The 23,856-nt window shown below is 45.6% G+C and carries 19 protein-coding genes; 10 read left to right on the forward strand and 9 right to left on the reverse strand.

Annotated features, from left to right (window positions below; genetic code table 11):
• The first annotated feature begins 364 nt into the window (after positions 1-364).
• The 9 genes from ACFPIK_RS17630 to ACFPIK_RS17670 all read left to right on the forward strand — a co-directional run bounded on the left by ACFPIK_RS17630 (position 365) and on the right by ACFPIK_RS17670 (position 13,050).
• Positions 365-1,033 (forward strand): response regulator transcription factor, encoded by a 669-nt coding sequence (locus ACFPIK_RS17630; protein WP_377917697.1) that lies wholly within the window; start codon positions 365-367, stop codon positions 1,031-1,033.
• Positions 1,030-2,412, forward strand: coding sequence for a sensor histidine kinase (locus ACFPIK_RS17635; protein ID WP_377917699.1), 1,383 nt, complete (start codon positions 1,030-1,032; stop codon positions 2,410-2,412). The genes ACFPIK_RS17630 and ACFPIK_RS17635 overlap by 4 nt, the downstream gene beginning before the upstream one ends.
• Positions 2,413-2,426: 14 nt before the next feature.
• On the forward strand, positions 2,427-6,812 hold the full coding sequence (locus ACFPIK_RS17640) for a CusA/CzcA family heavy metal efflux RND transporter (protein WP_377917701.1): 4,386 nt from the start codon (positions 2,427-2,429) through the stop codon (positions 6,810-6,812).
• Positions 6,812-7,963, forward strand: a complete 1,152-nt coding sequence (locus ACFPIK_RS17645) for an efflux RND transporter periplasmic adaptor subunit (protein WP_377917703.1) — start codon at positions 6,812-6,814, stop codon at positions 7,961-7,963. Before ACFPIK_RS17640 ends, ACFPIK_RS17645 begins: the two co-directional genes overlap by 1 nt.
• Before the next feature lie 576 nt (positions 7,964-8,539).
• Positions 8,540-10,021: an APC family permease gene (locus ACFPIK_RS17650; RefSeq protein WP_377917705.1), complete on the forward strand. Its 1,482-nt coding sequence runs from the start codon at positions 8,540-8,542 to the stop codon at positions 10,019-10,021.
• A 1-nt stretch (position 10,022) separates the two neighbouring features.
• Positions 10,023-11,486 carry an aldo/keto reductase gene (locus ACFPIK_RS17655; RefSeq protein ID WP_377917707.1) on the forward strand — a complete coding sequence of 488 codons (1,464 nt, stop codon included), beginning with the start codon at positions 10,023-10,025 and terminating at the stop codon, positions 11,484-11,486.
• Between the two features lie 59 nt (positions 11,487-11,545).
• Positions 11,546-11,902 (forward strand): hypothetical protein, encoded by a 357-nt coding sequence (locus ACFPIK_RS17660; RefSeq protein WP_377917709.1) that lies wholly within the window; start codon positions 11,546-11,548, stop codon positions 11,900-11,902.
• Positions 11,856-12,614 (forward strand): DUF1003 domain-containing protein, encoded by a 759-nt coding sequence (locus tag ACFPIK_RS17665; RefSeq protein ID WP_377917711.1) that lies wholly within the window; start codon positions 11,856-11,858, stop codon positions 12,612-12,614. The genes ACFPIK_RS17660 and ACFPIK_RS17665 overlap by 47 nt, the downstream gene beginning before the upstream one ends.
• A 1-nt stretch (position 12,615) precedes the next feature.
• On the forward strand, positions 12,616-13,050 hold the full coding sequence (locus ACFPIK_RS17670; RefSeq protein WP_377917713.1) for a hypothetical protein: 435 nt from the start codon (positions 12,616-12,618) through the stop codon (positions 13,048-13,050).
• Here ACFPIK_RS17670 and ACFPIK_RS17675 read toward each other — a convergent pair.
• Positions 13,047-13,907: an oxygenase MpaB family protein gene (locus ACFPIK_RS17675; RefSeq protein WP_377917715.1), complete on the reverse strand. Its 861-nt coding sequence runs from the start codon at positions 13,905-13,907 to the stop codon at positions 13,047-13,049. The two genes, ACFPIK_RS17670 and ACFPIK_RS17675, sit on opposite strands and share 4 nt — an antisense overlap.
• A gap of 68 nt (positions 13,908-13,975) precedes the next feature.
• Between ACFPIK_RS17675 and ACFPIK_RS17680 the strand changes: the two genes are divergently transcribed.
• Positions 13,976-14,407 (forward strand): nuclear transport factor 2 family protein, encoded by a 432-nt coding sequence (locus ACFPIK_RS17680; RefSeq protein WP_377917717.1) that lies wholly within the window; start codon positions 13,976-13,978, stop codon positions 14,405-14,407.
• 40 nt (positions 14,408-14,447) lie between these two features.
• On the opposite strand, the gene ACFPIK_RS17685 is transcribed toward ACFPIK_RS17680, so the two are convergent.
• From ACFPIK_RS17685 to ACFPIK_RS17720, 8 genes are all read right to left on the reverse strand, one after another.
• Positions 14,448-15,887 carry a TolC family protein gene (locus ACFPIK_RS17685; RefSeq protein ID WP_377917719.1) on the reverse strand — a complete coding sequence of 480 codons (1,440 nt, stop codon included), beginning with the start codon at positions 15,885-15,887 and terminating at the stop codon, positions 14,448-14,450.
• The gene (locus tag ACFPIK_RS17690) at positions 15,884-19,051 is read right to left on the reverse strand and encodes an efflux RND transporter permease subunit (RefSeq protein ID WP_377917721.1); all 3,168 of its coding nucleotides are present in this window, start codon (positions 19,049-19,051) and stop codon (positions 15,884-15,886) included. Before ACFPIK_RS17690 ends, ACFPIK_RS17685 begins: the two co-directional genes overlap by 4 nt.
• Positions 19,052-19,076: 25 nt before the next feature.
• Positions 19,077-20,255, reverse strand: coding sequence for an efflux RND transporter periplasmic adaptor subunit (locus tag ACFPIK_RS17695; RefSeq protein WP_377917723.1), 1,179 nt, complete (start codon positions 20,253-20,255; stop codon positions 19,077-19,079).
• A 77-nt stretch (positions 20,256-20,332) separates the two neighbouring features.
• Complete coding sequence (locus tag ACFPIK_RS17700) at positions 20,333-20,680, reverse strand: hypothetical protein (protein WP_377917725.1); 348 nt, start codon at positions 20,678-20,680, stop codon at positions 20,333-20,335.
• Between the two features lie 361 nt (positions 20,681-21,041).
• On the reverse strand, positions 21,042-21,845 hold the full coding sequence (locus tag ACFPIK_RS17705; RefSeq protein ID WP_377917727.1) for a sterol desaturase family protein: 804 nt from the start codon (positions 21,843-21,845) through the stop codon (positions 21,042-21,044).
• Between the two features lie 134 nt (positions 21,846-21,979).
• A complete protein-coding gene (locus tag ACFPIK_RS17710) occupies positions 21,980-22,330 on the reverse strand; it encodes a DUF2200 domain-containing protein (protein WP_377917729.1) in 351 nt (116 codons plus the stop codon).
• A gap of 80 nt (positions 22,331-22,410) precedes the next feature.
• On the reverse strand, positions 22,411-22,824 hold the full coding sequence (locus tag ACFPIK_RS17715; protein ID WP_377917731.1) for an SRPBCC domain-containing protein: 414 nt from the start codon (positions 22,822-22,824) through the stop codon (positions 22,411-22,413).
• 162 nt (positions 22,825-22,986) lie between these two features.
• Positions 22,987-23,562 carry a helix-turn-helix domain-containing protein gene (locus ACFPIK_RS17720; protein WP_377917733.1) on the reverse strand — a complete coding sequence of 192 codons (576 nt, stop codon included), beginning with the start codon at positions 23,560-23,562 and terminating at the stop codon, positions 22,987-22,989.
• Between the last annotated feature and the right edge of the window lie 294 nt (positions 23,563-23,856).

The raw sequence follows: 23,856 nt of genomic DNA on the forward strand, positions 1-23,856 counted from the left end.
GGCTTACCTGACCGAAGCGCATCTCCGGCCTGCTTGGCGAAAGCCTTGAAATCAAACTCTTCTTTGTCTTCTTTCATAGTCAAAATTTAATGGTTTAAATTTTGACACAGTTATTTGAACAGTCTCATATGGCCACAGATTCACAGAGTTTTTCCCTCTGTAGAACGTAGAAAATTCGCTGAGTTTGCCTAAGTAAAATGCATCTTTTTAGTAGTCTGACTTTTCAATTACTTCCATACCTCCTAACTTCCCTACTCCCATGCTTCCTTGCCAACTGCGACTAAAACTGAACACCTCTAGCGCCTTCCTGTCTTTGTGGCTAATCTTTTTTTATGCCTTGAAGTGAAAAAATTTATCTTGCACCATGCGAATCTTAGTAGTCGAAGATGAACCCGGAATTTCCAATTTTCTCAAGCAGGGACTGGAGGAGGAAGCTTTTGCGGTGGATGTGGCGGAAAATGGAAAATCAGGTCTTGACCTAGCTCTTTCCGGCAATTACGACTTGTTATTGTTAGATTGGATGGTGCCGGGTATCAGTGGAATTGAGCTGACACGGCAGTTTCGGAAGGACTTCCCTCAAACCCCGATTATTTTTCTTACTGCCAAAGACACGCTGGATGAGACCATCTTCGGTCTTCAAAGTGGTGCCAATGATTACATCAAAAAGCCTTTTCACTTTGAGGAGCTGCTGATGCGAATCCGCGTGCAGCTTCGTGGAAGAGAAATCGTCCAAGAAAAACTCACCTTGGGCCCTATTGAGATTTTTCCGGATAAGCACTTGGTCATTCGAGCGGGTGAAGAGATCCAGCTGACGCAAAAGGAATTTGCATTGCTGGAATATCTCGTGCGAAACAAAAACAAGGTCTGTCGCCGCACCCGCATCATCGAAAGCGTCTGGGACATTCACTTTGACTACAACACCGGCGTGATTGACGTATTTATCAATTCGCTACGCAAAAAACTTCACCTGCACCGGGAGGAAGACTACATCCAGACCATCCGAGGGGTGGGATACATGGCTAAAGAGGTATGAGGACTGCCTACAAAGAACGGATAGCCCGAAGGCTGACTTGGGTCACCGCATTGATCATCCTGATCGTGTTTGTGTTGATCTACCTCGTGGCAAACTTTACCGTAGTGCGCAATATCGACTACGAACTCCAACTGGAGACCGACAAGCACAAGGATCAGATTTTTTTGGTCAATGGAGAAATCCGATTCTTGCACATGGACGAGTGGGAAGAAATGGAACACAGTCAAATCCAACTGAATCCGATCTTTATTGAAATCGTGGATTTGGAAGGAAAATCGAAGGATAGATCTCCAAACCTTCGGGAAAATCACCTGAGCTTTTCCCCTGAAAAATCGCTGAAAAACGAAGCCTGGACCCAAAAAATAGGTGCAAGCGAAGTCCGTACCCGTCAGATTCCTCTTTACAATGCCGGAAAGCATGAGGGCTATTTGCTTTTGGCCAAATCTTTTGACGATACCCGGGAACTGCTCGATAATCTTCGGAATGTTCTGCTGGTTTTTTATCCGATGATCCTCATTTCGCTTTACCTGACTATGCGCTACCTGGCGGGAAAAAGTATTGAACCCATTCAGGAAATCATCGAAAAAACTAATCAGATCACGCAAAAAAATCTCAACGAGCGAGTACCCGAACCCGAACTGGAGGATGAAATCGGCCAACTCACCCGATCAATCAATAACCTGCTTGGACGATTGGAGCAAGCGTTGAAGCGGGAAAAGCAATTTACCTCTGATGCTTCACATGAGTTGAGAACTCCGCTTTCCGTACTTCGCGGCACCCTAGAAGTCTTGATTCGCAAGCCTCGAACCGCCGAAGAATACGAACATAAAATCCAAACTGCACTGGCAACCATCGATCGAATGAGTGCTATGATTGACCAGCTTCTGGCTTTGGCAAGAGTAGAAAACTCCAAAAATCTAGTCAAAGAGGAATTGGAATTGATCACCTTTTTGGAAGAAAAAGCAGATCAGATTTCCTCCGAACAAAAACGAAAAATCACCTTTCAATCTCAGGTGGGGCTGCCGATCTATATTACTACCAATGAGAAATCTCTGGAAATGATCTTGGACAATTTGCTTCACAATGCCATCAAGTATTCACCGGACGGTTCGGATGTTTTTCTCAGGGTAGGCAAGTCCGGGAATCAGCCCTACATCGAAGTGGCAGATTCCGGTTTGGGCATCGCAGAAGAGAATTTGGAACATATTTTTGATCCATTTTTCAGGGAAAAAGAAGCCTTGGACCAAGGGATTCCCGGAACAGGATTAGGCTTGGCCATTGTGAAAAAATTAGCCCAAGAATCCCAAATCAAGCTTTCTGTAGTAAGCAAAAAGGAGGTTGGGAGTACGTTTCGACTGGACTTCCCAACTCAATCTTAAGCAAATCTTAAGAATTGCCTAAGACAGTCCTAAGCTGGGTGTTGCACTTTTGCTATTCACCTAGACTAGGATTCATGCTGGATCGAATCATTCACTGGAGCATTTCCCACAAACTCATCATTTTCATTTTTATGGCGGCTTGGACAGGCTTTGGAATCTACGCCTTGTCCAATCTTCCCATCGGAGCAGTACCCGATGTCACCAACAATCAAGTACAAGTCATCACTACCTCCCGCAACTTGGCGACAGAGGATGTGGAAAAATTCCTGACCTACCCGGTGGAGTTGGAAATGGCCAATCTCCCGGGAGTGAAGGAAATCCGCTCCATTTCCAAGTTCGGTCTTTCGGTGGTGACGATTGTTTTTGAGGAGGAGATGGGCACTTATTTGCCCCGTCAGCTGATTGCCGAGCGATTGAAGATTGCAGAAGGTAAGATTCCCTCGGGTTTTGGTCAACCCTTTATGGGGCCGATTTCCACGGGTTTGGGGGAGATTTACCAATACATCATCGACGTCAAACCCGGCTACGAAGATCGCTACAGCATCACCGATCTGCGCACGATTCAGGATTGGGTGGTACGACGGAATCTCTCCGGGATCGAAGGGGTAATTGAGGTGAATACCTGGGGAGGTTTTCTCAAAGAATACGAAGTTGCCATCAATCCCGAGCGCCTCAAAGCCATGAATGTCAATTTGGCTCAGATCTATGAGGTCTTAGCCAAAAACAACTCCATCTCCGGAGGAAGCTATATCGAAAAGACGAATGAGAGTTTCTTTATCCGCGGAGAAGGACAAGTAAAGAGCTTGGAGGATATTGAAAATATCGTCCTTGAGGTGCGAAATGGCAGTCCGATTTACATCCGTGACATTGCCAAGGTGCAGTTTGGTCATGCTAATCGCTTTGGAGCAATCACAGCCAATGCCGAAGGTGAAAAAGTTTTGGGCCAAGTCATGATGCTCAAAGGTGCTGATGGCAAAGGCACCATTGACCGAGTCAAAGAGCGAATCGCTGAAATGGAAAATACGCTTCCAGAAGGTGTGTTTATCAATGGATTTTTGGATCGATCCGAATTGATCGGTCGAACTACGTTTACGATTACCGAAAACCTGCTCCTAGGTTGCCTAATCGTGGTTTTTGTGGTGGTCTTGCTTTTGGGCAATTTCCGTTCGGGCCTGGTTGTCGCTTCGGTGATTCCTTTGAGTTTGCTCTTTGCACTTTCGATGATGTACATCTTTGGAGTCGATGCCAACCTGATGAGTTTGGGAGCGATTGACTTCGGAATTATCATCGATGGGGCAGTGATTATTGTCGAGTACATTGCCTACCAGTTTTCCAAATCTTCTGCATCATTCACAGGTCTTTCCCGCAGCGAAAGACAAGCTGAAAAGGACAAGATTTCATTTAATGGAGCCTCCAAAATGATGCATTCGGCGATTTTTGGACAGATCATTATCATCATCGTATTTATTCCGATTCTTTCGCTTTCAGGCGTGGAGGGTAAAATGTTCCGTCCCATGGCGGAAGTATTCAGTTTCGCCTTGATCGGAGCGATGATTTTGGGCTTGACCTATGTGCCGGTCGTTTCTTCGCTTTTCCTCAAATCAGAACCGCCTGGACCTAAGAACGTGTCCGTGCGACTGATCAATTTTCTGAATAAACTGTACGAGCCAACCATTAATTGGGCTTTGACCCATACCAAAGCGGTCCTTTCCACTGCAGGTTTGATTCTTGTAGCTGCAGTTTGGCTATTCTCTACGATGGGTTCTGAGTTTGTGCCAACGCTGGATGAAGGGGATTTTGTGATACAGCCGGTATTAAAGACAGGAACGACGTTGACCAATACCGTGGAGACGATCACAGAAATGGAGCGGATTCTGATGAAGTTTCCCGAAGTGAAGCAAGTGGTGACACGAATCGGTGCGGCCGAAATCCCAACCGATCCCATGTCCATGGAAGAAAGTGACGTGATTGTGACCCTACATCCACCGAGCGAATGGACGACAGTGGAAACCAAGGATGAACTAGCCGAAGAGTTCAAAAAAGCATTGGAAGCTATTCCAGGATTGGATTACGAGTTTACCCAGCCGATCGAAATGCGATTCAATGAGTTGATTACGGGGGTTCGGGCTGACTTGGCAATCAAGGTGTTTGGGGAAGATTTGGATATGCTCTTGAAAACTGCCGAAGAAATAGAAGCGGCTATTCAGGGTGTGGAAGGTGCGGCAGACGTCATCTTGGAAAAAGTGGACGGCCTTCCTCAAATGAAAATCGAATACGACCGAGCTAAAATCGCCAAATACGGTCTGAACGTCGAAGATCTGAATCAGGTAGTAACCATGGGATTTGCAGGACTAAGTGCGGGGACTGTTTTTGAAGGGGAAAAGCAATTTGAATTGGTGGTTCGTTTTGATGCGCCTTATCGGAAGGATATCGAAAATCTCGAAAATGCAGCCATCCAACTTCCGACCGGAGGCAGTGTTCCTCTTTCCGAGCTCGCCAAGATCACCTATACCAAAGGTCCCGCAAAGATCTCCCGAGACAATACCCAGCGTAGGGTAGTGGTCGGAGTGAATGTCAGAAACCGCGATCTACAATCCGTGGTGGATGATATTCAGGCAATAGTCAAAAACCAGATCACTATTCCCGAAGGCTATCGAGTGGATTATGGGGGGCAGTTTGAAAACCTTCAGCAAGCCCGAAATCGACTCTTGATCGCCGTTCCGGTAGCCTTAGTGCTGATCTTTTTGCTCTTATTCTTCGCCTTTTCTTCCACACGAGATGCCTTTATGATCTATACGGCCATTCCTTTCTCAGCCATTGGTGGCATTCTGCTTCTTTGGTTAAGAGACATGCCGTTTAGTATCTCTGCAGGAGTTGGATTTATCGCGCTTTTTGGAATTGCAGTTCTTAATGGGATCGTGATGATCGAACATTTCAAATCCATGAAACATAAGTATACTTCCATTCGAGAGCTGGTGATCACAGGGGCCAAAGAACGTCTGCGCCCTGTATTGCTGACGGCTTCTGCGGCAGCCTTGGGCTTTTTGCCCATGGCGGTGTCGGGTTCGGCGGGTGCTGAGGTGCAGCGTCCCTTGGCTACGGTCGTCGTAGGCGGGTTGATTTCAGCTACCCTGCTCACCTTGGTCGTTTTGCCGGTTTTGTACGTGTTGTTTAATTCAGGAGAAAGTAAAAAAGGATTCAAACTACCCAAGGTAGCTTCCTTACTGATCTTCTTTTTGCTCAGTCCATTTGCGGTTTCTTTGGCGCAGCAAAGCACAAAATTGACTTTAGAAGAGGCCCTGCAACTTGCCGAAAAGCAAAATCCCGGTATCCTCGCTTCTCAAAAACGATTGGAATCGGCTGTTGCTTTGACTAGGTCAGCATGGGAGATCCCGAAAACCAACCTGATTCACCGTCAGGATCAAAATGACATTGCTGAAAATGGGGTGTTCAATCGGGTTTGGGGTATCAATCAGAGTTTTGATTTTCCCACAGTTTATAGTGCCCAAAAGAACTTTCTCCGGTCAGGTCAACAGCAGGAGGAGGCGAGATTGGAGTTAGATCTCCGATCCCTGAAAAAGGAAGTAAGCACCGCCTTTGTGACAGCCGCTTATTGGACCGATTTGGAGAAAAATTACCTCTTCCTGGATAGCCTGTATGGTTCATTTGCCAAAGCTGCCAACAGACGACTCGAAACAGGCGAGTCCAATCTCCTCGAAAAACTCACCGCAGACAGTAAGTTGCGTGAAATATCCATCCGTAAATCCGAGGCTCAGCGGGGTAAGTCCATCGCGTTGGAGCAGCTTGCGAAATTGATTCAGGTGGAAGGTGAAATAGAGATTTCAACATCCGAAATCAAACTTGATCCAAATGCAGACCTAGCTTCACATCCTGGATTTTCCTTTTACGAGGCTGCCAAAATGCAGGCCTTCTACCAGACCAAAGTCAATCAGAATTCCCTCCTTCCATCGATCAATCTAGACCTGTTTAGGGGTACCAACCTGGCTCCCGGTTCTAAAGTATATCCCGGATTTGAGGTAGGTATAGGGATTCCGCTCTTTTTCGGTGCTCAATCAGCCAAGATCAAAGCCAATAAAATCGCACAGGAACAAATCAATTTTGAATCAGAAAACTTCCGATCCAGACTGGAAACGAATTTTTCTACCATCCAAAAAAGACTGGATCAAAGCCAGCAAATCATCACCTACTACGAAACGGAGGGAAAATCCCTCGCAGATCAATTGCGGGCCCAAGCCAGTCGATCCTTTCAGGAAGGGGAAATTGACTTTCTCCAATATGTCCAACTCGTAGAAAACTCTCGGACCATCACCTTGCAATACCTACAGGCCCGTCTCGATTACCAACTCAATCAACTCGAACTCCTTTACCTAGCTAACTGATGAAGACTATTCAGGCATATAAAATCTTACTTTCGGGCGCTCTAGCACTAGTACTCGCGACCTCCTGTTCCAAAAATGAATCCTCCGAAAATGGGATTGAAGTAGCAGAAGCCCCTGAGGATTCCAAGGAAATTGTCCTCACGGAAGACCAATTTCGGACCATGAAAATGGAATGGGGTCCACTACACACCGGAGAGTTCTCAGAGGAAATTACGGTGCAGGGCACGGTCCAGATTCCTGTCGAAGGCATGCGAGAAATTTCTGCCTACTATGGAGGCTATGTACAGGATATTAAATTGCTTGAAGGGCAACCGGTCAAAAAAGGGGAGGTGCTCTTTAATCTCGAAAACCCAGATTTTATTCGTTTGCAGCAGGATTACTTGGAAACCAAAAGCCAATTGACCTACCTCAAATCTGAATTTGAACGTCAACGCACCTTGGCTGCTGAGCAGATTTCTGCTCAAAAAAACTACCTCAAAGCAGAGGCCGATTACCAGACTGCGTTAGCTAAGTCCGAGAGTTTGAAGAAGCAACTTTCCCTGATTCAAATCAATGCGGATCAGCTTACCCCTCAGTCTATCAAGACCAAAGTAGCGGTGACTTCCCCAATCAGTGGGTTTGTGGAGGATGTGTTTGTCGTGCCGGGACAGTTTTTGCCCGCGGCAGGAAAGGCGGTCACCTTGCTCAGTCGGGAGCATATCCATGTGGAGTTGGTGCTGTTTGAAAAAGATGCCAACCGGGTACATCCAGGTCAAAAGGTGGAATTTACCAGTCCTGACAAACCAGGAGAAGTGATGCAAGCCAAGATCTATGTGGTCGGTCAGTCAATCAATGCCCAGCGCCAAATCAATATTCACGCACATTTGGTGGATGAAAAGCAGGAATCCAAAATGACTCCGGGGATGTTTTTGCAAGCGAGAATTCAGTTGGATCCGCAAGTTTCTTTGGCAGTACCTGAAGAGTCGGTCCTAGAGGTGGATCAGGATCGGTATATTTTGATTCAAAAGTCAAAAACCGAGAATGGATATGTTTTGGAAAAAGTGAAAGTCATTCCAGGGGCTAAAGGCAAGCATTACCTGGCGATTGAACCGGAGAAGGCACTTGATTCTACCACGGTAGTGTTGGTAAAAGGCGGGTTTAATTTGTTATAAGGAATTTTCTCGCGGATGACTCAAGATGAGTACAGATCTTCTTTTCAAAAGATGGAAAGCATGAAAATTTGAACCACAATAGACACATAAGAAACACATAGGAAAAGGTTTTTCGCTAAAAAGCTATGTGCTGCTATGTGTCTAGTGTGGTTTAAAAAGCTGCTTCTCTGTACTTTTTGCCACTGTCCTGCTTCTCCAGAAGCGGGACTTGATCGATGATTTGCCACAGATGCACAATTTTTTTTGGTTTCCTCCTTTTTAGGATGAAGTATTATTCTAAGGCGTGAGTGCGGACACTCAGGTAGGCAAGGACATTTAAACTTTAAACCACATAAGGCACATAGAAAACACATAGAAAAGTTTTCCGCTAAAAAGCTATGTGCTGCTATGTGTCTATTGTGGTTAGAAAAGCTAATTGAATCGATAAAGAGTTTGGTCCAGATGAGCCAGTGATTTTCTGATTCTCTAATGAATTTTTCCAACCGTTGAATCGTGATTCTCGGAATCAAAAAGTAAATCAGGATTACTTGGAAGGCATTGGTTGAGTCGGAGGCTTTTCTCTATTTTTAGCCTTCTATGACCCAACAACCCTCTCATCTCAATCGTCAACTCGGTCTTTTAGGACTTGCCGCCACGGGGATTTGCTCGATGATCGGGGCTTCCATCTATGTGGTGCCCTTTATGATCCAGCGCAATGTGCCCGGTATCGGTCCCTATGTCCTTCCGGCTTTCCTTTTTGCAGCCATTCCGGCGATTTTTGCGGCTTTAGCCTACTCGATTTTAGCTTCTGCCATGCCGAGAGCAGGAGGATCTTACCTGTATGCTAGTAGGGCAATTCATCCCTATTGGGGTTTTGTGGCCAGTTTTTCGCAATGGTTTGGGCTATCTATTGTGATAGGAGTGATTTCCTACGTGGTGGTTCCCTTCTTTCGGGATGTGGCCGTTGCTTTGGAATGGACTGCTTTGGCGGATTGGTTAAGCCATTCTTTGGTGCGAGTGGTCTTGTCTGTTGGTCTCCTTTGGCTCTTTGCAGGGATCAATATGCTTGGGGTGAAATCCTACGAGCGTACCTTGATTCCGCTGATGGTCTTGATGTTTGCCCTTGGGGCGGTGGTGATTTTCGCAGGACTGAGTTTTACTACTGAGGACTTTTCGAATGCCTTGATGGAAAAAGAAGGCCGTCAGCTTGAGCTTTTCACTGCAGAATTTAACTGGACTACTTTTTTCTCTGCCGCAGCAATCCTGTTTTCCAGCTTCATAGGCTTTGACTCGATCGCACAGGCGGGAGGAGAAGCCAAAAATCCTACGAAAAACCTTCCCAAAGCGATCGGCTTGGCGATTTTGACGGTGGGCTTGTTTTATTTCACGTTCACATTTGCCGTTTACCATGCGGTACCTTGGCAGTTTGTGGCTCTTGAGTCTCAGATCAAAGACATCACCGCCGCAGGACTTCTTTCCTATTTACTGCCTACTGGACTTGGGGTGGTGATTTTGCTGGGAGCAGCAATTGCCTTGCTCAATGATCTTCCGGCGATGATTCTTTCGGTGTCCCGATTGGTTTTTTCCTGGGCTGAAGATGGGATTTTTCCAAAAGCATTAGCTACAATCCACCCCAAACGTCATGCTCCATACCGGGCTATCCTATTGAGTACATTGGTTTCTACGGTTGGGATTTTGGGAAGCCATTTTGCCGGTGATTTCTTTTTGGGAATTGACATCATGGTCACTTCCATGTTGGTCAATTTTCTGCTCATGTGTCTCTCAGTCGCTTTCCTGCCCAAGCGAAATCCGGCTTTGGCAAGCGAAATCAAGATCTTCAAACACCCTTTCAGTCAGCTAATAATTGCGCTGGTGGGTACCCTTTTTCTTTCTGCCTTTCTACTTATCCACGTGAGCAAAGACCTTTCTGCTGAAGTTTCAGCCTGGTATTTTCACTCCACTTGGGTGTGGCTAATTGTGATGGGCTTGGCTAGCCTTCTTTTCTATTTCCGTTGGAAAAAACTCCAAAAATCCGATCCTAACCTGAAAAACAGATTCTCGAAATTACCACAAGACTGATATGACCCTTTCCAAATACACTGAATTAGCCCCCGGATTGACCATTTGCAGGGCGCTGACTGGACTCTGGCAAATTGCCGATCTGGAGCGAGACGGCAACAAGGTTAACCCGCACGAAGCTGCCCAATCCATGAAAGCCTACGTGGATGCCGGTTTTACCACTTTTGACATGGCCGATCATTACGGTTCGGCAGAGGAAATCACCGGTGTGTTCCGGCAAACCTACGGAGGCGATTCGGCTCAGTTTTTCACCAAATGGGTGCCTTCTCCCGACAGCATCACCAAAGATCAAGTGAGAAAAGCCGTAGAAACTGCCCTCACCCGCATGCAAACCGATCGGATTGACCTGATGCAGTTTCATGCTTGGCAATATACCCATCCGAGTTGGGTGGATTGCCTGTTTTGGCTTCAGGAACTCAAGGAAGAAGGCCTGATCAAGCATCTTGGATTGACCAATTTTGATACAGCGCACCTCAGTATTGTGGTCAATTCAGGGATTGAAGTGGTGTCCAATCAGGTTTGTTATTCGCTCCTCGATCAGCGGGCAGCAGGAGAAATGACGGCATTATGCCTGAAACATGGCGTTAAATTGCTGGCCTTTGGTACGGTGGCAGGTGGATTTCTTTCCGAAAAATGGCTTGGGAAACCCGAACCTGTCCTGAATGAATCCCTGACTTGGTCACAGATGAAATACAAGCGATTTATCGACGCAGCAGGGGGATGGGATCAGTTTCAAGATTTACTTCAGACCCTTGACAGCATCGCTAAAAAGCATCAAGTAGGCATTGCCAATATTGCCAGTCACTACATCATGACCCGCCCTGCGGTGGCCGGGGTAATCATCGGAGCTCGATTAGGGAAAAGCGAACATATCGTTGATAACGAGCGGCTTTTCTCCTTCCAGTTGGATGAATCGGACGAGACTCAGCTCAGACAGGTTCTTCATACGCTCTCCCGGATCCCCGGCGACTGCGGAGACGAATACCGCAAACCTCCTTTCCTGACTGCCTCGGGAGATTTGAGCCATCACGTTGCTTCTTTTCCTGCTCCCTATCCGACGGTGGAGGGAACTGATGGACGCACCAAAGCTCTCAGTGGTACGATTTGGGAGGATATTGCAGGATTTAGCCGAGCGGTGAAAAAAGGAAACCGCATCTTGGTTTCAGGTACGACCGCCACTCATGGCTCAAAAGCAATGGGAGGAAATGACCCCGGTGCTCAGGCGCATTTTATCTTAGACAAAATCGAGGGAGCAATCCAATCCCTTGGAGGAACCTTGGAAGATGTCGTCCGAACACGAATTTTCATCCGAAATGCGGATCAATGGGAACCGATTTCCAGAGCTCATGGGCAGCGGTTTGCAGGAATCCAGCCTGCCAATACCATGGTCCGGGCAGATCTGATCGGGGAGGAGTATTTGGTCGAAATGGAGGCAGAGGCTGTCCTCTCGCTAAAAAATGACTGAAAAGTGCAAATTGGAGGAGAATAAATCATAACTTTTGGTAACCCTAATTTCATCTCGCTATGAAAACCTTGTTGCTTTTCTTTCTCCTCATTTTCGCTTTTGGTTTTTTCGCTCAAGCACAAACGAAAATTGACCTTACCGGAACTTGGACAGTCGATGTGCAAACGGATATGGGAAGTGGAAATCCCACTTTTGTCCTCAAGCAGGAAGGTGAGAAAATAACAGGAACCTACTCCGGTTCGCTCGGTGATTCGCAAGTCACAGGTACCTTGAAAGGGAATGTCCTTCACTTGGAGTTTTCCATCCAGGGAAATCGGATCACCTACGATGGTACTGCCACGGAATCTTCCATCAGCGGAAAGGTAAATCTTGCTGATATGGCAAGCGGTACGTTCTCAGGAAAACGAAAAAGCTGAAGCCGTGATCAAAAGCTACATCAGCCAAAAATCGATCCCTGAAGGTGAAGCGATGATTGGTGCGGAAATCCGGGCCGGTATTTTGAACCTGATTTGTAAGGAAAATCCCGGATTTGGTCCTGAAGATTACATCAGCTTATCCGAACTCAACTTTTACCGACGTCTCTACCTCACTCGGATGATCGAAGAAGAAAAAGGAGAGTTGGCGAGAATAGATCAGCAAGTGATGGTAGCTATCCGGGATAACTCCATTCTCTCCGAGAAGATTCAGGATGATACTGATCCCGAGCTTACTTTTGGAGAGCGGATGGCTGATCACATCGCCACATTTGGAGGAAGCTGGACTTTTATCATTCTCTTTTTCACTTTTCTAGTGATCTGGATGATTACCAATGCCTACATCCTAGCCACAAAGCCTTTCGACCCATTTCCATTTATTTTGCTGAATCTGATTCTTTCCTGCCTGGCCGCCATCCAGGCTCCGATCATCATGATGAGCCAAAATCGTCAAGAAGCTAAAGATCGAATCCGATCAGAGCATGACTACAAAATAGACCTGAAGGCTGAGCTGGAAATCAAACTTTTGAGCGAAAAAATAGACCACCTCCTCGTCCACCAAAACAGAAAACTGCTGGAAATCCAAGAAGTGCAGGTGGACTACATGGAAGACCTCCTCAGACAAATCAAAAACTCAAACGCTAAATCTCACTGATATGCATCCGATTCTTAAAAACACGATTGCTGTAATCCTGGGGGTACTTATCGGGGGCACCGTCAATTCCCTGCTTGTAATGAACAGTGCGGCGCTGATCCCGCCACCTGATGGTGCTGATTTGACCACCATGGAAGGTCTAGAAGCAGCTATGGACATCATGCAACCTAAGCACTTTTTGATTCCTTTTCTTGCCCATGCGTTGGGGACCTTGATTGGTGCATTTATTACGGCCAAGATCGCGGCATCTTTTGCCAAAGAATTGGCAATTTTGATTGGGTTGCTGTTTTTCGTAAGCGGCACTTTTATGGTGATGGCTTTGCCAGCACCCCTTTGGTTTAATGTCACCGACCTGCTCTTGGCTTATTTTCCGATGGCTTTACTTGGTGCCAAATTAGCCGGAGCACGCTCCCAAACCAGCAAAGTATCTCGCTAGTCTTGACTGCTTTTAAAAGGAAACGTGCCCAATTCCTCAATCTGATATCCCTCGGGATAAGTGGGCCTTTTCCTTCGAGTACCTAAGACAGGTTCGGTTGGTTCGCTGCTGATTTGGTGAAAAATGGCATGGACTCTCAGGCCTGCTTTCATCAGAACCTTTCTCCAAGAGGCCACTTTTCTAATCCCCAAAGCCACTCTCAAGGGCTCGTCCAGCAGCGCAAAAACAAAGGGTCGTCCTACTCCAAAAAGCCATTTGGGCAGGTAAAACCCCAAGAGCAAGTCGATGGTTTTGTCGGCAATCAGGCGATTGGAGGCTGCATATTGAAAGTGTTTGGCTTCATAGTCCAGATTGAATCGCTCAAATTCCTCCAAAGTCTGAGGGACGTCTTTTAAGTTCATCCGGCGGCCGAGCTCGAGGTAGTTTTTGAAAACCCCTTGCTTTTCCAGTTCGGTCATCGGTCGGTAGGCGTATTTTTCCAGCCAACGAATCGGTTCGAAAATAAAAGTGGACAACACGTAGAGAAAATCATCATTGGAGATCTCAAAACGCCCATGCATGGAGTTCATCCGGCGTATAGCACGCTTTCCTCGGAGGCTGTTCATGCCATGTTCCAAAATCTCAAAAAGGATTAATTCTGTGTCATCGTATCGCTTGCGGGGGCGATGCTGAAATTCCCCCGTTTGAGCCAAAAGTCCTGAAATAGAGGGGATCGCGAAGGTACGAAACAAAGCAAACTCTAAGGCTCGCTCCAAATCCCAAGGTAAGACATGGCAGGAGAGGAGGAAAGAAATCTGCTCGTGATCCTTGGCAGGATCAAGTTGAGTGATTTGGTAGGAAAAAGGTTTTCTGGGCATAGAAAAAGTGATTGGTTTAAAATGGCGATGATTTTTCTTTAAATTGAACAAAATCAACCCAAAAATCCATGAAAGCAATCCTGATTTATTTCCTTTTGCTGCTCAGTATTCCGGCGTTTTCCCAGAGTGATACCGAAATCAAAGAAGCTGTTTTTCAGCTCAGATTGGCCATGCTTGACGAAAATGTGGAAGCACTTCGCCAACTCACCTCGGTGAATTTGGATTATGGACACTCTAGCGGAGTCATCGAAAATCAGGAGGAATTTTTAGCAGTTTTTGCTTCCAAAAAAACAGATTACCAATCTTGGGACATTTCGGATTTGGAGGTTAGCATGCCCAATAAAGACTTAGCTATCGTGAGGCACAATGTCAAAGCAAGCATCGTTTCCAATGGCAATACCAATACCTTAAACATCGGCCTGATGATGATCTGGACTCGGGAAAAGGGAATGTGGAAGCTCCTAGCCAGACAGGCTTTCCGGCTCCCTCAACCTGCATAAAGCAAAAAAGACCGAAGCAATTCGGTCTTTTTTGTTGGTATCAATTCCATCCTCCCCCCAGTGCTCGATAAAGCTGCACATGAGATTGAAGACGGGAAGCTTTGAGGTCCGCCAGTTCGATCGCAGATTCCAAAGCTCGTGCCTGTGCGGTGATGACTTCCAGGTAATTAGCGTAACCTACCGAAAAGAGCGTGTTGGAATTTTCGATAGAGCGCTGAAGTACATTCACTTCATTTTCCTTAAGCTTCAATTGATTGTCAAGCGTACTGATTTGGTTGACCAGATCAAGTACTTCGAGGTAGGCATTTAACGTTCGTTTTTCATAATCCAACAAAGCTACCTGCTGGTCTGCTCTTGCCAGTTCAAACTCAGTTTGTACCTGCCTTCTATTGAAAATCGGAGCTGTTAATCCAGCTCCAAGTTGATACATGGTGGAGGCTGGATTGAAGAAGAGCTTAGAAAATTCAAAGGCATTGAATCCTGCCATTCCAAAGAGGTTGATGGAAGGGTAGAAGGCTGCTTTGGCTGCGGAAACATTGAAATTGGTCGCTTGCAGATTCAATTCGGCTTCTCTTATATCAGGTCTTGACTGGATCAGTTGGGCAGGAATCCCAATCTCCATCACTCGTGGGGTTTCCACTGCTGAATCCAGGTTGGTGCGATTTAGGGCGACTTCCACTTGGCCTACCAATCTGGTAAGTGCATATTCAAGGGTTTTCTGCTCTCTAAGCTTTGCTTCCAATTGAGACTTGGAGTTGAGCACCAAAGCTTCAAATTGATCGATGGCCAGCTGATTGGCTCGTCCTCCTTCTTTCAGTTCGATGATGAGCTGAAGCGCTAGATCTTGAAGGCGAATGTTTTCATTCAACACTTGAATCTCTGCATCGATGGCTAACAATTCGTAATAGGTAGTAGCGACATCCGAAACCAACCAAGTGCGTACACTTTTGGCAAACTCCTCTGAGGCTAAATACCTCGAAGCCGCAGCGCGTTTTTGATTTCTGAGTTTTCCCCAGACGTCCACTTCCCAGTTGAAGTTTGCTCCGATGATAAAATCACGGTAAGGATCCGGTATCCTTTTGTCCTCAGTGATATTATCAGAAAGGTTGGTGTCAAAATTTCCCACCCCATCCATGGTATATTCTCCAAACTTCCGACGGCTTGCACCCGCCATTCCGGATACTGCTGGGAAAAGACCCGCTTTGGCAGCCATCATGGAGGCTCTTGCGGCTTTGATTCGCTCCAGGGTCATGAGGTTGTCCTGATTGTTGCTCAAAGCAGAAGAAATCAGGGTTTTGAGATTTTCATCCTTGAAAAAACTCTCCCAGGAAACCTGCGCAACGGAGTCAGCTACCTGACCTGCAACAGCAGCAAATTCTCCTGGTAAGTTTATTCTGGGTTGAGGTTTTGTGACCTCACTTACTTTGCAGCCTGAAGCCAATACCAGCCCCAGCACGCATGCAATTGCTATTTTTTTCATACGTGAGCTTCCTGGATTTGAGTAGAGACTTGGAGTCGTTTGGCTTTCTTTTCTTTCATTTTGGTGTCGATGGTTTCAAAAACCACATACAAGCCAGGGATCAAAAACACACCGATCACGGTGCCGATGAGCATTCCTCCCGCAGCGGCAGTTCCGATGGTTCTGTTACCTATAGCGCCTGCACCGGAAGCAATGGTCAGAGGAATCAAACCACAGATGAAGGCAAATGAGGTCATCAAAATAGGTCGGAGACGTTCTACGCCACCATTGATGGCACTTTGTAAAATTGAGATGCCTTTAGCACGGTTTTGAATCGCGATCTCGATGATCAAAATGGCGTTTTTGCCCAGCAAGCCGATCAACATAACCAAGGATACTTGGGCATAAATGTCGTTTTGTAATCCCACCAGATTAAGGAAGAAATAAGAACCAAAGATCCCCGCGGGAAGTGAAAGGATTACCGGAAGTGGGAGCATGTAGCTTTCGTACTGTGCGGCCAAAAGCAAGTACACAAAGACCAAACAGATCAAGAAAATGTATATCGCCTGATTACCGGAAGCAATTTGCTCTCGCGTAATTCCAGACCAGTCGATGTCATATCCCCGAGGAAGGGTAGCCGCTGCTACTTCTTCTACTGCTTTAATTGCGTCACCCGAAGAATATCCATGAGCTGCATCACCTGAGATCAAGGCAGAAGTAAACATGTTGTATCTCGTCAGCTGCTCCGGACCGTAGACTCGCTCGAGGCTCACAAAGTTGGAGTAAGGAACCATCTCTCCATCCTTGTTTTTAGCATACATTTCCAAGAGTGATTCAGGCGAAGTTCTGTACTCAGGAGAGGCCTGAATCATCACCTTGTACATCATTCCGTATCGGATAAAGTTGGAAGCATAATAAGATCCGATGTAACTCTGCAAGGTTTCCATCGACTCACTCACAGAGATTCCAAGCTTAGCAGCTTTGTCATGATCGACGCTTAGAAGAAACTGAGGAAAGCTCGGGTCAAAGTTGGTAAAGGCTCCTTCTATTTCAGATCGCTCATTCAGGGCCTGAATGAATTCTTCATTGACTCGCGCCATGTTGTCCAAGTTGCCACCAGAGCGATCTTGCAATCGAAGCTCAAACCCAGAAGCATTTCCAAATCCAGGTACCGGTGGAGGTGCCAAAAATTGGATATCCGCACCTTTGATATGAGAAGTGCGCTCAGAGTAATCAGCGATCAGCTCGTTTACATCCTTTTCTCGGTCATCCCAAGGGGCTAAGTTGATCATTCCCATGCCAAAAGAAGCACCGGCTGTTTCAGTCAAAAGGGAATATCCTGCAAGGGTGGATACGGTCTCGACTTCCTCCAAAGGCAAAAGCGCGGCTTGCACTTCGTCCATGATTTCGGAAGTTCGGTCCACCGTTGCTCCCGGAGGTGTGGTCACGTTGACATAAATCATCCCTTGGTCTTCATTCGGGATGAAGCCTGTTGGAATAAATGAAATCATCCCATAAGTCAACACAAAAAACAATACAAGACCTCCATAGGTGATGGTTTTTCGGTTGGCGATACTTTTCAATACAGTCAGGTATTTACCTGCCAGGGCATCGTATTTGGCGTTAAAGCCATTGAAAAACTTCTGTAACGCATTTTCTTTTCCTTCCCCGGCATGGTGCATCGGCTTGAGCATCATCGCGCAAAGAGCAGGGGAAAGTGTCAAGGCATTGATCCCTGAGATCACAATCGCAATCGCCAAGGTCAGTGAAAATTGTCGGTAGAAAATCCCCACCGGTCCGGAAAGAAAACTCACCGGAATAAACACCGCCGACATCACCAAAGTAATTGCCACGATCGCACCGCCGATTTCTTTCATTGCCGCGATGGTAGCATCCAAGGCATTCATTTTGAGCTCATGCATCTTCACGTGCACAGCTTCTACGACTACGATGGCATTATCCACCACAATACCGATCGCAAGTACGAGTGCGAAAAGGGTAAGTAGGTTGATCGAAAAGCCAAAAAGCTGCATGAAGAAGAGTGTTCCGACCAAGGAAACCGGTACCGCAATCGCAGGAATCAAGGTGGATCTGAAATCCTGAAGGAACAAAAACACTACGATGAATACCAGTAAGAAGGCTTCTATCAAGGTCTTTACTACTTCATAGATTGACGCATCCAAGAATCGGCTCACATCATAAGACACGTTGAAAGTCATGCCTGGAGGGAAGGAAGAGCCTTGGATTTCCTCCATTTTGGCTTTGATGTTGGATATTACTTCCCGTGCATTCGAACCCGGACGTTGTTTGATCATGATGGATGCCGATGGTTTTCCATCTGTCATGGATACCATCGAGTATTCCAAGGCGTCAAACTGAATGTCTGCCACGTCTTTCAGTTTTAGCAACGAACCGTCAGGAAGCGCCTTTAATGTGATGTTTTCGTAGTTTTCCTCCTGATTAAACTTCCCTGTGTATTTCAATACATACTGTAATGCCTGTGGATCGCGGTCTGAGGAAATACCGGATTTACCTGGTGCTGCTTCGACGTTTTGGGCACGGATGGCTTCCGTGACGTCTTGGGGCGAAAGGTCGTAGGCGGCAAGACGGTCCGGCTTCAGCCACACCCGCATCGCGTAGTCTTTCATCCCCATAATTTCTGCACGACCTACTCCATCAATACGCTTCAATTCAGGAAGGATATTGATATCGGCAAAATTGTACACAAACTTTTCATCCTGAGTGGTATCCGAAGTGGTGAGGTTTAGGTAAAGAAGCATGGAGTTAACTTCCTTTTCTGTCTGTACGCCCGCCCGGATTACCTCCTCGGGAAGTTCATCCAGTACGGTTGCCACCCGGTTCTGCACGTTTACTGCAGCCTGGTCAGGGTCAGTTCCTACCTTGAAGACAATGTTGATCAGGGAAATACCGTCATTGGTATTTACAGAAGTCATGTACTCCATTCCCGGTACACCATTGATGGCGCGCTCCAGAGGAGTTGCTACAGCTTTTGCTAATACTTCGGCATTGGCACCGGTATATCGGGCGGTTACCGTCACGGCAGGAGGTACGATATCGGGAAACTGGGTGATCGGCAGCGAGGTCAGCGCCAAGATACCCAGCAACGTAATGAACACAGAAATGACCGTCGAGAGAATCGGTCTCCTGATAAATAATTCCAGCATGTAAGGGGTGAGTTAGCGTTTGGGATTAACGGGAACTGATCAGATCATGGTAGACATCAGCGGCAGCAACCGCCTGAGGGACTACTATGGATCCATCTTTTACTTGCTGAATTCCTTCAAACACAATCTTATCACCAGGCTGGAAACCGTCTGCGATGTAGTAGATATCGTATCGCTGAAGCGGCTTGAAGCTTCTCACTTTTACCGTATTGTCTTTGTCCACGACATATACATAGGTGAAGTCCTGAATCTCAAAAGTAGATTTCTGAGGAATCAAATAGACCTCATCCAACTTGGACATCATTTCGATTTTGCCAGAAGCACCGTGTTTGATCAAGTTGTCAGGATTTGGAAAACGCACACGGAAACCTATAGATCCGGTGCCTGACTCAATGTCCCCTTCGGTAGTTTCCAGTTTGCCTTTTTGGCCATACTTTTCTCCATCTGATAGAATCAGGGTAAGTTGTTCGGAAAATGTATCTGCACCGCTTTCGATTTTGTCTCTCATGAAGTTCAGGTATTCATTTTCATTGACTTTGTAATAGGCGAAAATGGAAGATATGTCAGTGATGGAAGTCAGCAAATCGTTTTCTGTTACTAGACTGCCAATCTTGTGGGGGATTCTATCCACCAAGCCGTCGAATGGTGCCCTTACCGTGGTGTAAGAAAGGCCTGTTTGTGCTGATTTTAGCAAAGACTCAGCTTCTGCAATGTGAGAATCAGCTACTGCTTTTTTGGATTTAGCCAATTCCAATTCAGAGTTGGAGATGATCTTTTTGTTTACCAAAATCTGAAGGCGTTCCATTTCGACTTTAGCGGCAGTTTGCTCAGCTTTTGCTTTGGCAAGATTTGCACGTGCTGAGTTGACCATCTCGTTGTACTCGGCCGAGGAAAGCTGGAATAGGGTTTGGCCCTTTTTCACGTACTGGCCTTCATCCACGAAAATACGGTCCACAAAACCTTCCACTTTGGAACGGACTTCCACAAATTGTACCGCTTGGATGTCGGCGATATAGGTCTGAGGTACTTCCACAGACTGAGGCTGAAGCTCCAAAACAGGCACGCTTAGCGCTTCATTTTCTTTGTTGTTTTTTGAATTTCCTTCGGTGCAGGACGCGAGGATACCTGACATCATCACCAAAGTCAAAGCGGTAGATACAAATGTCTTCACTCCGGAAAACAAGTTAAGTTTTTCAGTTTTCATAAGAATAGAAATAAATGAGGTAGAACGACAACAGGGCTATTGTCTGAGGGTACTAAAAGCGAATTGAAAAAATCAGGTCAAGGAGCGTTAACCTGTATGGTGTACTGAATTAATTGCTTAAGGTATTTGTCAACATGAATTTCTGAATAGGATTTCTCCACTTTGCAGTGCAGAAAGACTAATCCCTGAAGCTCAAAAACGTAGGAGCTACGTTCGTTTTTTAGCCGTTGAGAAGAGGAAGAGGAGGTTCTGACTCTAGCCTCTGCTGGAATCAGATCTGAAAAGTCAAACTGAAATACATCGAGGTATTGCGTTTGCAGATCCGGAGTTTCCGAAATGCTAGCCGTAGATGGAGGTAGATCTTGCCCAACAGGAAAAGTTCCAAGACCTACAAAGAAGAGAGTAATCACTAAGATCCATCTCATGGTTTGAATCGTCAGAAAGAAGTTTATTCGGTTGTTGGGTTTAGTGTCGGACATGGATTCTTTGAATCAGTCCATTAACTGGTTACAAAGTAAAATAGTTTCAAGCTGATAATTATGATTTTTTTAGAAAATCAGGAGTTTTCTTGATGAATGGCACCTGAAAGGAGTGTTTAAATAACTAATCAGCATTCATATCATAAAAAAATATAATTCCGATTTGAGGTGAATTGAAAACTGAATTCAAGCGTTCTGGCCAGATCCTTCAAAATAAGCTGTTAGAGAACCTTAGCATTCTCTCTTTTCTTTTTAAATATTTAACCTTTAGTACAACCTTCAAAGCCCAAATTCATACGGCTCAAAATTAATTTCTTCTCTGGGTATGGGCCTCAAATCTTTTTTCAAAACCCGAGTCCTCGGTCTTCATCCACACATCCCAAAAGGTGAAATAAAGGCCATAGTTGCAACGATACTTGAGGTGATGCATGTCGTGATGGGTCGCACCTACCATCCATCGAAAAAACTTTGAATTGAGCGCCTGATTTGGATATACCTCTACTCCAGCGTGGTTGATTACCGCTGTAATGGACATAGTGATCAAAAGTGCAATAAGTACAAGGAAGTGCATGGGTAGAAAAAGGACCAATACAGGCAAGAAGATGGCTTGTAATCCAGCTTCAATGGGATGAAAGGAAAATGAAGTGAAGGAGCTTGTGTACAGACTATTGTGGTGGATGTGGTGAAAATGTCGGATCACTTTGGGTTGATGCATCCAGCGATGCAGCCAGTAGTAATAGGTCTCATGGATAAAGAGTGCTGCGAAATAGCTGAACGGAATCCAAAGGATATCCCACCATGTAAGTGTAGAATATAGCTGTGAATAGCCTTTTTGCCAGAAAATCAACATGAGCGCACCTGCCACGGCAAAGATGATCGCACCTAAAAATGAGTACCAGATTTCGGTCTTCACTTGTGGTAACCGGATTTGCTCATGAAGTCTTCGGAAGGGCATCTTGTCTCCAAGCCGTTTGTACACCGCCTCATGGTAGATCCATGCAAGGGCCAAATACCTTAAGAAAATCCCGGCAAGCAGGATACTGAAAATGACAAGAAAATTTTTGGGTTGGGTATAATCAGTGGAAAGAAGCCAGTCGAGATTGAAATCCATGTGGGTTAGCTAATTACTCCAACGTAACAAATTTGGAAAAACATGGTTCGGCAAATCTTGGAAATGCTTGATAAAGGAATGATCTTCAGGAGCAATTAGAGTTCAAAGGATAGTGAAAGGAATCCGAATAGATTTCAGGTTCTTAGAATCTTTTCCATCTTTTTCCCTTTGGCCAGCTCATCGATCAACTTATCCAACTGTCGGATTTTCTGCATAAGCGGGTCAGCAATCTCCTCTACTCGGTATCCGCAAATCACTCCAGTAATCTGAGAAGCATTGGGATGATAGGAAGGTGACTCTGCAAAGAAGGATTCAAAATCCTTTTTCAGATCGATTTGATTTCGGAGACCGGTCAAATCATAGCCAGTCAGCCAACAAATGATCTCATCTACTTCGTCTTTGGTTCTTCCTTTTCGCTCAGCTTTGGCCACATAGTGCGGATACACGCTGGCAAAAGCCATTTTAAAGATTTTATGATTTTCCATGAGTTAATGCAGGATGATGGAAGCCAAATATTCTTCAAATACTTCCTAAACTCCTGTTTGACAGAGTTCAAAACTATTTCTCAGCCCCGCTCAGCGTAATTTTTGAAATTATCCAAAATCGACTGCCAACCGTTTTGTTGAAGCTCTAAAGAGTTTTCAGTTTCGGGGTCAAAGCTCACCTTTACTTCTGTCTTTCCGTCGATTTCCTGAAATTCTACCTGACATAATCTGCCGCCAAACTCGTAGCTGTAAGATTCCAAGGGCTTTACATCCAAGTAAATTGCCTCAAAGTCAAACCCAAAGCTACCGTCCCGTGCTTCCATTCTCGCAAAGTGTTTTCCACCCACCTGCATGTCATTGGATGCGGCAGGACAGTGCCAACTCTCATGGGCAAAATTCCATTGGGTGATGTGCTCGGGTTTGGTATATCGCTCCCAAACGGTAGCAAGAGGAGCGGAGACAAGGGCTTGGACGGTGATTTTGGGAAGAGACATGGGGATTGCAAATTTAATTGGTGTTGTTAGTCGCTGAATTTTAAAGCTAGGTAAGCATCAAAACTTGATAGCCTTCCAATGTAATGCATCCCATCAAATTGGTAAAGAAAACAAGCCAAAGTCCTTAAAAAAAGTGCTAAAAGTGTCTGTGATTAATCGATTTTACCCGACTTCAAAAAAATACACCACTAACATTCTGGCTGTAGATTCGCCTAAATTCACTGGATTATGCTCCATTCTCCCATCAAACAGCATGGAGTCACCCTCGTTTAATACGATCTCCTGATCCCGAAAAACATACCTAACTGAACCGGAAATTATGTATTTGTACTCGAATGCTTCCGTCTTTACAAAATCCCGTTGCGCACCGGGCTGAATCTCCAACAAGACAATGTCGATGGTGCAGGCATTCACTTTTTTGGTAAAAATCCGAAAATACTCATAGCCTGAAGCGGGTTCTTTTTCAAATCGCTGGTAATGTTCTTTTCGCTGAATAAGGATTTTCCCCTCTTTTCCATAGAAATTCAGGTCATTAAAAAACTCATCCAAGCCCACATTCAAAGCTTTTACAATCTGAATTAAGACCAACAGGGAAGGGATGGTTCGGCTATTTTCAATCTGCGAAATCAGCCCCTTAGTTACGCCTGCCCGATCTGCTACTTCCTGTAGCGTAAGATTTCGGTCCTTTCGGATACTTTTGAGTTTGTTGCTGATCTGAACGATTACTTCCTGTTCCATGAAATAATGAATGGGTGTTTGGAAAAGTAAACTAATGAAAAATTGGTGAATTGAATTTCTAAAAGATTCTTCCAGAAAAAGGCCCTGCGAAATACGCTTCGCGAAATAAACCTCCCTGCAGTCGGTGAAATAGATAATCGAGATTCCCCGTGAAATAGCTTGAAAAGCGAGACTGTTCAAATAACTGTGTCAAAATTTAAACCATTAAATTTTGACTATGAAAGAAGACAAAGAAGAGTTTGATTTCAAGGCTTTCGCCAAGCAGGCCGGAGATGCGCTTCGGTCAGGTAAGCC

This window comes from Algoriphagus aquatilis, from assembly GCF_042657405.1.
GTDB lineage: Bacteria > Bacteroidota > Bacteroidia > Cytophagales > Cyclobacteriaceae > Algoriphagus > Algoriphagus aquatilis.